This is a genomic window from Paenibacillus sp. FSL K6-1096 (assembly GCF_037977055.1).
Classification (GTDB): Bacteria; Bacillota; Bacilli; order Paenibacillales; family Paenibacillaceae; genus Paenibacillus_AQ.
Genome location: NZ_CP150274.1, coordinates 7,084,442 through 7,097,058, shown reverse-complemented (window position 1 = coordinate 7,097,058; position 12,617 = coordinate 7,084,442). Strand labels below are relative to the sequence as shown.

At 56.0% G+C, this 12,617-nt stretch carries 12 protein-coding genes and 1 pseudogene; 4 read left to right on the top strand and 9 right to left on the bottom strand.

Translation table 11 applies throughout. The annotated features are described in order from the left end of the window. Positions 1–113 precede the first annotated feature (113 nt). Entirely contained in the window at positions 114–713 is a 600-nt protein-coding gene (locus tag MHI24_RS31170; RefSeq protein WP_340023431.1) for an AAA family ATPase, read from the top strand. On the opposite strand, the gene MHI24_RS31165 is transcribed toward MHI24_RS31170, so the two are convergent. The 3 genes from MHI24_RS31165 to MHI24_RS31155 form a co-directional block, all read right to left on the bottom strand. After that, positions 703–1,620 carry a class I SAM-dependent methyltransferase gene (locus MHI24_RS31165; protein WP_340023430.1) on the bottom strand — a complete coding sequence of 306 codons (918 nt, stop codon included), beginning with the start codon at positions 1,618–1,620 and terminating at the stop codon, positions 703–705. The two genes, MHI24_RS31170 and MHI24_RS31165, sit on opposite strands and share 11 nt — an antisense overlap. Positions 1,621–1,752: 132 nt before the next feature. Then, positions 1,753–2,388: a type 1 glutamine amidotransferase family protein gene (locus MHI24_RS31160; protein ID WP_340023429.1), complete on the bottom strand. Its 636-nt coding sequence runs from the start codon at positions 2,386–2,388 to the stop codon at positions 1,753–1,755. Positions 2,389–2,510: 122 nt separating this feature from the next. Continuing rightward, positions 2,511–3,896: an FGGY family carbohydrate kinase gene (locus MHI24_RS31155; protein WP_340023428.1), complete on the bottom strand. Its 1,386-nt coding sequence runs from the start codon at positions 3,894–3,896 to the stop codon at positions 2,511–2,513. Positions 3,897–4,031: 135 nt separating this feature from the next. Here MHI24_RS31155 and MHI24_RS31150 point away from each other — a divergent pair, with 135 nt between their 5' ends. Continuing rightward, on the top strand, positions 4,032–4,790 hold the full coding sequence (locus tag MHI24_RS31150) for an SDR family oxidoreductase (protein WP_340023427.1): 759 nt from the start codon (positions 4,032–4,034) through the stop codon (positions 4,788–4,790). Positions 4,791–4,852: 62 nt separating this feature from the next. Here MHI24_RS31150 and MHI24_RS31145 read toward each other — a convergent pair whose 3' ends face one another. The 5 genes and pseudogenes from MHI24_RS31145 to nirB form a co-directional block, all read right to left on the bottom strand. After that, positions 4,853–5,173 carry an iron-sulfur cluster biosynthesis family protein gene (locus tag MHI24_RS31145; protein ID WP_340023426.1) on the bottom strand — a complete coding sequence of 107 codons (321 nt, stop codon included), beginning with the start codon at positions 5,171–5,173 and terminating at the stop codon, positions 4,853–4,855. A gap of 239 nt (positions 5,174–5,412) precedes the next feature. Next, positions 5,413–6,179, bottom strand: a pseudogene (cobA, locus tag MHI24_RS31140) (uroporphyrinogen-III C-methyltransferase). After that, positions 6,176–7,042, bottom strand: coding sequence for a formate/nitrite transporter family protein (locus MHI24_RS31135; protein ID WP_340023425.1), 867 nt, complete (start codon positions 7,040–7,042; stop codon positions 6,176–6,178). The pseudogene cobA and the gene MHI24_RS31135 overlap by 4 nt, the downstream one beginning before the upstream one ends. Before the next feature lie 29 nt (positions 7,043–7,071). After that, positions 7,072–7,383, bottom strand: coding sequence for a nitrite reductase small subunit NirD (gene nirD, locus MHI24_RS31130; RefSeq protein WP_340026849.1), 312 nt, complete (start codon positions 7,381–7,383; stop codon positions 7,072–7,074). A gap of 18 nt (positions 7,384–7,401) precedes the next feature. After that, positions 7,402–9,831 carry a nitrite reductase large subunit NirB gene (nirB, locus tag MHI24_RS31125; RefSeq protein WP_340023424.1) on the bottom strand — a complete coding sequence of 810 codons (2,430 nt, stop codon included), beginning with the start codon at positions 9,829–9,831 and terminating at the stop codon, positions 7,402–7,404. 327 nt (positions 9,832–10,158) lie between these two features. On the opposite strand from nirB, the gene MHI24_RS31120 reads away from it, so the two are divergent. Together MHI24_RS31120 and MHI24_RS31115 are read left to right on the top strand one after the other, a co-directional pair. Next, the gene (locus MHI24_RS31120; protein WP_340023423.1) at positions 10,159–10,755 is read left to right on the top strand and encodes an ANTAR domain-containing protein; all 597 of its coding nucleotides are present in this window, start codon (positions 10,159–10,161) and stop codon (positions 10,753–10,755) included. Between the two features lie 12 nt (positions 10,756–10,767). Next, entirely contained in the window at positions 10,768–11,817 is a 1,050-nt protein-coding gene (locus MHI24_RS31115) for an anthranilate phosphoribosyltransferase (protein WP_340023422.1), read from the top strand. A 291-nt stretch (positions 11,818–12,108) separates the two neighbouring features. On the opposite strand, the gene MHI24_RS31110 is transcribed toward MHI24_RS31115, so the two are convergent. After that, positions 12,109–12,612 (bottom strand): DMT family transporter, encoded by a 504-nt coding sequence (locus tag MHI24_RS31110; RefSeq protein WP_340023421.1) that lies wholly within the window; start codon positions 12,610–12,612, stop codon positions 12,109–12,111. Positions 12,613–12,617: the final 5 nt, after the last annotated feature.

Here is a 12,617-nt window from a genome sequence, read left to right as displayed (position 1 = left end):
TAACCTATTCTATCATTTACTGCTGAACTCTGTCACCGCAACGGCCGTCCCTTTCCCGCTGGACCTTCCGCCTGCTATACTGAAACTTACACAACCCGTAAGGAGTGAATCAGGTGAACCGACTTGTGTTTTTTCTTGGACCCGGAGGGGCGGGCAAGACCACTTTAGCTAAGGCTGTTGCGGCCCGGCGTCCGGCAGCGGTGTTCGATATGGATATTCTGCTGCGCCCTGCAGCGACCGCGATCATGACCATGCATGGACTCGACCCCGATGACAGAGATTCCGCTGAGTATAAAAGATTATGCCGCGATCTCGGCTACCGGATCACCATGGACGCAGCACTCGATAATATCGGTCTGTCCAGTGATATATACGTGGTGGGTCCCTTCACTAAAGAAGCGGCCGATCCGGAGTGGATCGGCCGCGAGCTGGCGCGTATCGGGCGCACGCTGGAGGAGGTTGAAGTCAAGGTCGTCATGGTGAGTCTTGCAGACCCCGCCGTGTACCGTCAGCGGATTGAGGGCAGGCATTCACCGCTGGATGCGTGGAAATTCGCCCATTGGGAGCAGTTCAGCGCTTCCCTCGGCAGCCGCACCATCGCTTGGCCGCTCCCGCCCGCACAGGTAGCGCAGATCGACAATTCCCATCCCGACAGGAGCGTTGCGATCGCAGCGGTGGAAGCTTTTATATATGGTGAAGAGACTACCGCTTGACTGCATGAATATAATGAATCGTCTCAAAAGCAGCCAGGTCATCCGAACGGTTACCGAAAAACCGCTCCTGTATGGCTTCTGGGGACAGGTGCTCATAGATCAGCAGTCCGGCCCCGGCCATGAGCTGTTCCATCTCCGCATACGTGAAGCAGGATTGCATCGGCTCACCGCCGGCGGCGGCCAGCTGGACCATTTTGCCGACCCGGCCGGACAAGCCCTGCTCCTCCCATAGCCGCTCATCTGCATAATCCAGCACAATGGAGCTTCCGGCGGGAAGATCTGCGAATAATCCTGTGATCAGGCGGGAGTTCTCTTCCTTGGTGAGGTAATAGGATACTCCCAGCAGGCTGAACAGCGTCTTGGCATCTGGAGCGAACCCCTGCGCAAGCAGGCCGGGATAATCTAATCCGCTGGTGAAATCCATCGGAACGAAATGGAGATTCCCCGGAATCTCAAGCTGTACATCGCGGAGCCGCTGCTGCTTGAACGCCTGGGTAGCCGGAGCGTCCACCTCAAAGATTTCAAGCTGGTCCCGGAGTTGAGGATGACGGTAAGCGAAAGTATCCATCCCCGCCCCCAGAATGACCAGCTGCCTCAGCCCCAGCTTCAGCTCATGCTGCACGATGTCTTCACAGTAAGCGGCGCGGGCCAGCGGGGTTGGGGAGAGCTGAACCTGGGTAATCCATCGCAATATCGCGTCAGGATCATCCTTGTGCCGTTCTGCAATTTCAGGATTGAAGAAAGCAATGCCCTGAACCATATTCCTGCTGATATCCGCGAACTCCTCTGGTGTAATCAGCTTCTGCGCAATATGATCATCAAAAATCTTAGGGCTGTCATACCGGCTGTGATAGGCACGGCCAAATGCGGACACTAAAGACGTTACACTGGACTGATTCTGCTTCAAATCGAATTCCCCCATAAAAAAATAAGATTCCCCCTGGCCAGGAGAACCTTATTATATACACAAAATATTGATATGTAAATTATAGCATAAAAATATTTTTTTGTCAATGATTAATTTCTCATCTGACCCCGCTTACCCTCTATCGACTGAGCTCATCAGCTGGAAAAAGTAGCCGGCTTCCTGCATCTTGTTCAGACCATACCAGGCCTCCAGGGTATCCGGTGTGCAGACCTCCAGCGCCTTCAGCACTTCCCTTGCAAACTCCAGCGGTGCCGTACCTGATGCCGTAACCAGATGCCCGCCAGCTATCGCAGATTCCGCTGCATGGTAAGCCTCCCCTTTGTAATTGGGGCAGACCATTTTCAGATAATCCAGATTGTTGCTGGTGTGCGGCACTGAATCCAGACAACCCTTATCGGCAAGCGCCTCAACCGCACCGCAGATGGCAGCCACCGTAACGCCAACTTGAAGCGCCCCATCAATCTTTTCAAGGACTGGCTGATTCTCCGCCTCTCTCCAGGTTGTTCCTCCAGGCAAAATCAACAGATCGCCGCGCTCCAGCCTGCACTCCTCAAGGGTAATATCCGGCTGTATAGTCAGTCCGCCCATGGTTGTGACCGTTTCTTTGTTAACCGCTACTGTAGTTACTTTCATTGGTGCTGTGTCTTTCCGGAAGTACCTTCCCGTGTTCAGCTCAGCCACCAAATATCCGTATTCCCAGTCTGACATTGTGTTGAACACATACAGGTAAGCTTGTCTCGTACTCATTTATAATCTCCCCTATCTCCTAAGATACCGCTATTATAACCAGACTTCCCTGACAATCAGTGTCAGTGAAGATTAAATAATTACGGTTAGGAGATGAATACTACAGCCGCAATGCAGCTAATTCATGAATGCTCCGCCCCGAGATACGCCCCAGCCTCAGCGAAGCCCGGAATCGCCCCGCTGCCCACAGCGGCACAGAGCGCCGCCCCGACTGCTGCTTCTTCAGTATGCCTGCCAAGCGTAAGCGGCAACCCAAACGACGCTTCAGCCTTGGCGCACAATACCGGATTATTCCGCAGCGCATTGCCGGAGCCGATCAGGCGGCTGAATGCCTGCGCTCCCTGCTGTTCCAGCACCTTCAGGAAGCCGTACAATTCGTCAATCATCCCCTGAAGACAAGCATGGGCCAGCCCGCCGGGAGTAAAGTTATCCAGGGATATTCCCTCTATGCTGCCGCGCTTATCCGGGTCTGCCCTGGTTCCCAGAAACTGTGTGTTCACCCGCAGCCCTGCCGAATCATTAATGAACGCTGCTTCTTCCAGCAGCCCGGACATCAGGGCGTATACATCGGCTGGTGCTTCCCCCGTATAGGCAGTGATGATCTGCCGGAAAAACTGCTCCAGCAGCGCATATGACTTCCCGCCGCTCAAGGCCGCCCCGACCATCAGCACCCCGCCGCCGGGGTAGGGGCGTACCTCCATAGATGAAGAAGGTATGGCGCAGGCAGGCATCCAGGCCGAGAGCTGGCTCCCAGTGCCGATGTTGAGCAGCAGGGATTCACCAGGCACCGGCACACTACCCAGGAAGCTGGCCTGGTTATCGCCGAGCGAGGTATACACAGGTATACCTTGTGAGGTTACCCCGATGGCCATCCCGGAGGGGACAACCTGCGGCAATAATGAGGCATCGATCCCGGCCTGAGAGATCGCCGTCCGGTCGAATTCACCTCTATCCAGACTGAAGCCCCCGATCCCTGCAGCCTGTGTGGCATCAATCAGCGGTATGCCTGTATTCGCCAGCCTCATCGCTATGTAGTCAGCAATGGTGCAGAAACAGACTGCACGCTCAGGGACAAGCTGCCGGCACAGGTTGTAATAATGAGCAGCAAGCCCGTAGCCGGGAGCAATAGCATAGCCGGTAAGGGCACTGAGCCGCTGCGCATAGGTGAGACTGCCCGTCTCTTCACACGGCTGTCCCGCCCGTCCATCCTGCCAGGTATAGAGCGGGCTAGCGGCTCTGCCGTCCCGGTCCACATATACAATCCCGTGCATCTGACCCGTTAGGCCAATACCCGCCGCTTCCGGCTGAAGCGCCAGCAGCCGTCCAAGAATTCGTTCAACCTGCTCCAGTATCTGGTCCGGGTCCTGCAGCCGCTCCCATTCCTGATTCAAGCTATAGGGCTGGCTGGCTTGTGCTTCCGTCAGTCTATGCAGAATCGTGCGCTTCTCCAGATCGTAGAGCAGCCCGGAGACCGAGGTCGTTCCTATATCCAGTCCAACTGTTATCATAGACTCCATCCTCTTCGTGTTCATATTAGCCCCTATGTTAAGCCTCCCCCTAGGACAGCGTCAACCGGACGCATAAAACCCTATGAAATCTAAGACACTAACCAGAGCATTTACAACTATAAACGGAGGATACATATGAGACTGCATAACAAAGTTGCCGTAGTTACCGGAGCGGCGTCCGGGATGGGGAAGGCGATTGCTGTGCTTTTTGCGAAGGAAGGGGCCAAAGTAGTCGTGGCGGATATTCATCTGGAGGCGGCGGAAAAGGTTGCAGGAGATATCCGATCAAGCGGCGGAGAAGCCATCGTGGCGCAAGCAAATGTTGCCGAAGAGTCTGACATCCGGCATATGATCGACAGTACAGTCGACACCTACGGCACTGTAGATATCCTGGTGAATAATGCGGGGATCATGGATAATTTTGAACCTGCGGGCGATATTGAGGATGAGAGCTGGGAGCGGGTTCTCGCCGTCAATACAACCTCCGTGATGCGTGCTACTCGCAGGGTACTGCCTATTTTCCTGGAAAAGCAAAAGGGTGTAATTATTAACGTGGCATCGGTAGGCGGTCTGTTCGGCGCCCGGGCAGGTGCGGCTTATACCGCCTCCAAGCATGCGGTTATCGGATTCACCAAGAATACAGGGTTCATGTATGCTGCCAAGGGCATCCGCTGCAACGCGATTGCACCCGGCGGCGTGGAGACCAATATCGGCTCAACCATGACCCATATCAATCCATTTGGCATGGAACGCACACAGCCGGGCATGGCGCTTAATCCGCGGATGGGCCAGCCGGAAGAGATCGCACAGCTTGCCCTGTTACTCGCTTCCGAGGAAGCCAGCTTTGTGAATGGAGCAGTCATTACGGCAGACGGCGGATGGACGGCTTATTAATTTTCCTGATAAGAAACAAAGGCCATCCCCCGTCATTAAGCGGGCAGATGGCCTTTATACATTCAGCTCCGGGCGTCCTGTACCCGGATGTTGCTGCCGAACAAGGTAGAGTCGCTGGTCAGCTTGTAAGCCGGATAACCTGCCTCCGCTTCAAGGCGCATGACCTCATCGAACTGCATTTCCTGCTGGCGGTCACACAGGAAGGTAAACGGCTCCGTCTGGAACACAATATCGGTCGGGGAAGGCTCACTGACGATCCGGATCACCAGTACGCCGTTGCACCCGCAGTCCTCCGTATCATAGAACATTTTGAATTGCCCCGGTCTGCCGGCCAGACTCTGCTCCAGCCGCTCCCGGGTCATTGCATTAAGCTCAATCTGCATCTGTAATCTCTCCCATCAGGACAACCTGTCCGGTATGCTGTAACTGTAGGCGACAAGTATAGTCCCTAATCTGCACAGACCCGTGTGACAGCAGTCACTAAGAATGTGACTTTATAATAACATACAGAGCAGGCACCGCCCTAACGCGGATTTCGGCCCGGAGAGCTCAACGCCTGTCCTGCTCTATTCTGCTCTGTTCAGCCCCTTTCTCCACTATTTCTCCTCTGTTATATCCTGCTTCACCCGATCTGCGAATGCACAGTCTCTTGGAGGCTCAGCAGCTCAGCTCTTACTTGAACCACCTCACCAATAATGATTATGGCCGGATTGCTGATCTTCATTGCCGCAGCTACTTTGTCTATATTACCAAGTGTGCCGGTCACGGTCCGCTCGCGCAGCGTGGTTCCGTTCTCAATCAATGCCACCGGGGTCTGCGGGTTTTTGCCGTGAGCCAGCAGCTCCTTACAGATCTCCCCAGCTTGCTGACGCCCATATAGATCACAAGCGTGTCCACGCTATGAGCCAGCGCATCCCAGCGTACCGGCGAATCCTGCTTCTGGCAGCGGCTGCCGGTCACGATGGCGAAGGAGGCGGCCACACCGCGATGGGTCAGCGGGATACCGGCTGAAGCGGCTGCGCCTACCGCCGAGGTGATTCCCGGAATCACCTCATAGGGAATGCCGGCTGCGGCAGCGGACAACGCCTCCTCTCCGCCCCGGCCGAAGACGAACGGGTCGCCGCCCTTCAGGCGCACCACATGGCTTCCGGCCGCAGCATGGCGGACCATCAGCCGCTCGGTGGTCTCCTGCGGGAGCAAATGCTGGCCGGGCGCTTTGCCGCAGTAGATGCGCAAGGCATCACTGGGCGCGTAGTCCAGCAGCTCCTCGTTCACCAGCCGGTCATACAGTATGACATCGGCACTCTGAATACGCCGCAGCGCCTTGACAGTAATCAGCTCGGGGTCGCCCGGACCCGCGCCTACGATCGATATGCTTCCCGGCTTCATAGGCTTTTCTCCAGGACAGGCGAACCCGGAAGTCCCGCTTCACCTAGTCCCTGAGACACAGCCGCAGAAGCACCCGATCTGCTCCCTTTTTGCGACAAATAGAGCAGGATGCCAGTAAAAAGCAAACCTCCGGCGAAGTTGCCGAGCAGCACCGGAATGCCGTTCCAAATCCACCAATCCGCCAGGGTCACATTCGCCCCGAGCATCATTCCGGCGGGTATGACGAAGAAATTCACGACCGTGTGCTCGAAGCCCTGTCCGAAGAAAGTCAGGATGGGCAGCCACATAGCCAAGATTTTCCCGGAGGTGGATTTCGAGGTCATCGCCATTACCGCTCCGAGTGTCACCATCCAGTTGCAGAGCATCGCCTTGATGAAGGCCAGCCCCATCCCCTCGGCCCCCATGCTGCGGTAAGCGGTGGTCTTGCCTTCACTGGCAGTAACCAGCATCTGGACCAGGGGATTCGACAGATCCGTGCCCATCTTCGTAATCGTCAGCCCGTAGAGCACAGCATAGACGGCGCAGCCGACCAGATGCCCGATAATGACCCAGAAGTAGTTCCCGAGCATCCGCCCGAGAGTGGTCTGCTTCTCCAGCACGGCCAGCGGAATCAGGGCGAAGCTGCCGGTGACCAGTTCCAGCCCCAGCAGAATAATCATCACGAAGCCTACCGGGAAAAGAAGCGCACCCACCATAGGAATTTTCGTCTGTGCCGCTGCGGTGAAGGCCAGTGTTGTGGCACACGCCAGGATTGCCCCGCCGAGACTGCCACGGATGATAAGCTGCATAATACTTAATTCTGCCTTGGCCCGGCCTGCTTCAATCATGGAGCCCAGCACTTCGCCTGGTTTGACATAGTCCATTACGAATCCCCCTTATGCGTATCCCTGAATTAGAGCGTTAAGTACAAGCTGCCGGTCGCATGATCAATCTCAACCTCATAGGTGGTCACATGTCCTATATCCGGGGCTTGCACCTCACCGGTATGCAGATCGATCCTCCAGTCATGCAGCGGGCAATGTACCTTGGAGCCGCAGACCATGCCCTCCGAGAGCAATCCGCCCCGGTGCGGACAGCGGTTCTCCACCGCCAGCACCTCGCCGCTGCTTAACCGGAATAGAGCAATCTCTAGACTGTCTATCCGTACTGTTCGTGATCCTTTCAGGTCCACATCATTCAGGTTGCCGATCAGCAGTTTCGTCATTGTCATCTTAGGGCCTCCTTATACCGTCTCCGGCAAAGAGATCGGTTCGAAATTCTTGCGCAGCTCCGGTGTATTCACAATCTGCTTCCATGGATCGGTAGTGAGGCTAAGCGTCTTCTGAAGCCGCTCCTGGAGCGCCAGACGTTCCTCCGGGGAGGCCAGCGCCTGCTTGATGCTTTCCAGTCCTACACGCTCCACCCACTGCGCAGTCCGCTCATTCCATCCGGCATTCTCGCGGTAATATTGGAGAAAGGCGCTCGCCCATTCCAGCACTTCATCATCGGTCTTAACCACACAGAGCAGATCGGTTGCCCGGACATGAACACCGCCGTTGCCGCCGACATGCAGCTCCCAGCCGCCATCGATCGCTACCACGCCGAAGTCCTTAATCGTCGCTTCCGCACAATTGCGCGGGCAGCCGGATACCGCCAGCTTCACCTTCCCCGGAGCATTCATCCGTTCAAAAGCCTTCTCCAGCCGGATCCCCATGCTCATCGCATCCTGAGTACCGAACCGGCAATAGGTGGAGCCTACACAGGTCTTCACGGTGCGCAGCGTCTTGCCGTAGGCATGGCCGGAGGGCATATCCAGCTCCTCCCACATCTTCGGCAGGTCCTCCTTCCTCACACCCAGCAGATCGAGCCGCTGTCCACCGGTGAACTTGACCAGCGGCACATCGTATTTGACCGCCACCTCCGCAATCTTGATCAGCTCTGCCGGTGAAGTGACACCGCCATAGATTCTCGGCACAACCGAATACGTCCCGTCCTTCTGGATATTGGCATGGTAGCGCTCATTGGTGTATCTGGACTCATTCTCATCCACATATTCTTCCGGCCAGAGCATACCCAGATAATAATTCAGCGAAGGCCGGCATTTCGGGCAGCCTTCCTCATTGCTCCAGGACAAGACATGCATGACTTCCTTCACTGTCGTCAGCTTCATCCGCTTGATCTCGGCGACAATCTCATCCCGGCCCAGCGTCGTGCAGCCGCAGATGCCCTCCTTGACCGTAACAGCTGCCTCTCCGGCATAGAGCTGAAGCAGCCCCTCCACCAGCGGTTTACAGCCGCCACAGGACGCAGATGCCTTGGTGCAGGCCTTAATCTGCCCCACGCTAGTGCAGCCGCCGGTGGTAATCGCCTCGGCAATCGTTCCCTTCGTCACGCCATTGCAGCCGCAGATAATCTCGTCGTCTGCCATCCCTTCCAGCCGGTTACCCTTAGGGGAAGCCAGCGCATCCGCCGGAACGCCAAGCAGCAGCTCCTTCTCCCGTCCTTTGATGTTCTCGCCCTTCTTGATCATCGAGAACAGCTCGGCCCCGTCATTCGTATCGCCGAACAGCACCGCGCCGATCAGCTTATCCTCCCGGATGACCAGCTTCTTATAGATGCCTTCCGTCTCGTCCTGGAAGCGGAGCGCCTTCGTGCCGGGCTGCTCGGTATACTGGCCTGCCGAGAAAACATCGACACCGGATACCTTCAGCTTCGTCGAGGTCACCGAACCGGCGTAGCCTTCGGTGGGGACGCCTGCGAGTCTTTTTGCAAGTACAGCGCCTTGCTCATAGAGCGGGGCTACCAGACCGTAGGCAATACCACGGTGCTCCGCACACTCCCCGACGGCATAGATACCGGGCAGGCTGGTCTCCATATAATCATTCACTACGATGCCGCGGTTCACCTCGATCCCGCTGCGCCGGGCCAGCTCCACATTCGGCTTGATGCCGACTGCCATCACGATCAGATCCGCCTCTGCCGCCATGCCGTCAGCGAACAGAAGGCCTTTGGCTCTTTTTTGGCCGAGAATGGCTTCGGACTGCTTCTTCAGCAGGAACTTCATGCCCTGGGCCTCCAGCTCCTTACGCAGCATTATGGCGGCCGTCTCATCCAGCTGACGCTCCATAATATAATCGTGGATATGAACCACCGAGACGCTCATTCCCAGATGCAGCAGCCCTCTCGCCGCCTCCAGTCCGAGGAGACCGCCGCCGATGACCAGGGCTTTGCTGTATTTTTGCGAGATATCCTGCATAATTTGTGTGTCCTTGATGTCGCGGAAGGCGATGACGTTTTCTTTCTCCACTCCCGGGATCGGCAGCATGAAGGGGTTGGAGCCGGTTGCCAGGATCAGCTCGTCATACGCTGCGGTGATCCCTTGATCCGTGGTAACTGTACGCGCCGCAGTATTAATAGAAGTAACTGTGTGGCCCGTATACAGCCTGATGTTGAAGCTCTCGTACCACGCGAGATCATTAATGACGATTTCATCCAGACTTGCCCCTCCCGCCAGGACGGAGGATAACATGATCCGGTTATAGTTGGGATGAGGCTCTCTGCCGAAGATCGTAATCTCATAAGCCTCCGGCGCCAATTTGAGCAGATGCTCAATCGCTCTGACCCCTGCCATTCCGTTGCCGACGAGTACCAGTTTCTTGCGCTTTGCTGTCATATCTGTCTCTCTCCTCTCCAGGTAACACAACACGTATACAACACAAACAGCCCGCTTCACTCCGCCCGGAAAAGATACGTTTCCCGTAAGCGATATAAGTGAGAGCAGGCGCCATTGCCGCTTCAGCCGGATACACCGTTGTATCCGAAGAATTAATGAATTTGTTAAAATGACTATACTACACGACTTTGCAGTACGTCAATAATTATGACATATAAAATTTAATTATTTTAATTTATCGACAATACAGTTTAAATTGTGTTATATAATATAACATCATAGCCTTCTTAATTTAGATACTCTGTGTAAAAGGAGCGTCGTCCATCTATGCATTCCCTGCTCGTTATCCTGCCCCCCGGAACAGAGAATTCCGCAGAAGCGCGCTCCTCGCCCGGCCCCGTCCTTCTCCTCAGCGCCTGCGGCTATGTCGTTGAAACTGCCGCTACTGCGGAGGAAGCGGCTCCGTTAACCGGCAATGCAGATGCCTTCATCCTGGAGCTTCCGGTGACGGAGATCAGCACCTGGAGAGAGCTGCTGGTTCAGCACAAGGTTGCGCCAGTACTATGGTGGTGCACTCCGCATACCGCTACCTTATCCGTCTCGGCCTGCGGCGACGATATTATGGTGGATGGGATTATGTCCCCAGCCATGCAGCCGCCGGAGATTCACTGGATGCTTCACTTCAGTGCCAGGCAATGCTTCGAGCGCAGACAATGGCTGAAGGAGCGGGAGCAGTTGCTGTCCCGGATTGAGGAGCGCAAATGGATCGACATGGCTAAGGGCATCCTGTCCAAGGCCAAGAATATCAGTGAATCGGAAGCCTACGACCTGCTGCGGAAGCAGGCGATGAATGAACGCAAACGGATGGTGGATGTTGCGACCTCCATCGTCAAGGTCTACCAGCTGCTGCAGAATCAAACTTAAGGAGAACGCCATATGATTAATATTCTGAAGGAAGTCGCCCGCGGCAAGCGCGGCGCGAAGGATCTAAGCTACGTGGAAGCTGAATACGCAGCGGAAGCCATTCTCCGGCAGAACGCTTCCCCGGTGCAGATCGGCGCGTTTCTGGCTGCAGAGCGCATGAAGCTGGAGAGCCTGGAGGAGCTGGAGGCCTTCGTTGCCGTCTGCCGCAAATATGCGGTCCGCGAGCCCGTCCACCAGGGAATCGACTGCGCCGGTCCATATGACGGCAGAGTACATTCTTTCATTGCCACCTTCCCTACCGCCTTCCTGCTATCTGCTGCTGGTCTCCCGGTCACCCTCCATGGTTCAGCCGGCTTGCCGCCCAAATGGGGCATCACGCTCCAGGATATCATCCAGGCCAGCGGTGTAGATATGGCCGGTCTGAGCCGCAGCAGTGCTATTCAGGCTGCCGAAGCCAGCGGTGTCCTGTTCGTGAAGTCGGAGCAGTGGTGCCCGCCGCTGGGCGCGCTCCGCGGACTCCGCGAGGACCTTGGGATGCGCACGATCTTCAATACGGCGGAGAAGCTGATCGATTACGCCTGCTCGCCGTATATCGTATTTGGTATTTTTCATAATACGGTGTTTGAGCGAATCTCGCGGTTAATCGGGAAGCTTGGCTATCAGCGGGGATTGGTGGTTCAAGGCGTGGAAGGCTCTGAGGATCTGTATATAGACCGGCCGAACCGGGTCTACCGCGTTGAGAACGGTATAGCTGAGCTGGATATTATCGATCCGGAGTCGCTTGGTCTGGAGGCAGTAGTGCCTGCTGATGCCGTATGGACCGCCGAACAGCAGCTGCGAACCGCGGAGGAGGTGCTCCAGGGCAGAGGGCATATCGCTTACTACAACCAGACCCTGCTGAACGGTGCAGCCAGGCTCCATGCTGCGGGCTGTGTGAATTCCCTGGAGGAAGGCGTATATACATGCAAGCCGCTGCTGGACAACGGCCGGGCCTGGGAGACCTATCTTAAATGGCAGGACACGCTGTTGAGCCGGAGGGCTGCAACCCTCTGGCAGGGGTAAGGCCAGTCGGAGTATACGTCTTCATCCGGCAAGTGAATTGGACTGAGCTTCCGCTATTTCAGCGTTTTACGCAAAATCGGAGTGCAGGCGGATTCAGATTCCGCTAAGCTGCTGAAACCAGCACCTCAGCGCTCTGAATGAGCCGGATAGGGGAATCTCAGTCCCATAATTGCAGATTGAGGCTTTCAGCCAACAATAGCGGATTCTGAGTCCTCTTGTCGCGTCGACGACCGGCCCTTCACGATCCGCTATTCTATCTGCACTCAATCCGTCCGTGCGTTCCCCGCTCCGTTACTTCGTAGGCAGCACACTCTGCTGCTTGCCAGAACCGGGAGCGCTGGCGGGCTCCTTGTCTTGACTGCTGCCGCCGAGCTTGAAGACCAGAATGCCGCCGACAATGATCAGCACGCCGAACAGCTGGTTGAACGAGAACGGAACCTTCGCCAACCCGAGCCAGCCCATGGAATCCCAGAGCAAGGCGAAGCCAAGCTGGGAAGTAAGTACGATGGATATGGCATAGGTTGCACCAAGAATTCGGGTGGCCTGCACCAGGCAGATCACGACTCCCACCCCAATCATTCCGCTGAACCAGTACCAAGGCTGCATATGCTGCAGCGTGAACATATTTTCCCCTTCCATAATCAGCCCCATAACCAGAGAAGCGGCGAAGCCCATCCCCAGCACCAGTGTGGTGGTCGTCCAGGAGCCTGTATGTTCATTGACCTTGGCGTTAAAAATATTCTGCAAGCTGACCAGCGCACCCGCAATCAGCGACAGTAGAATTCCTGTTAACATATTTG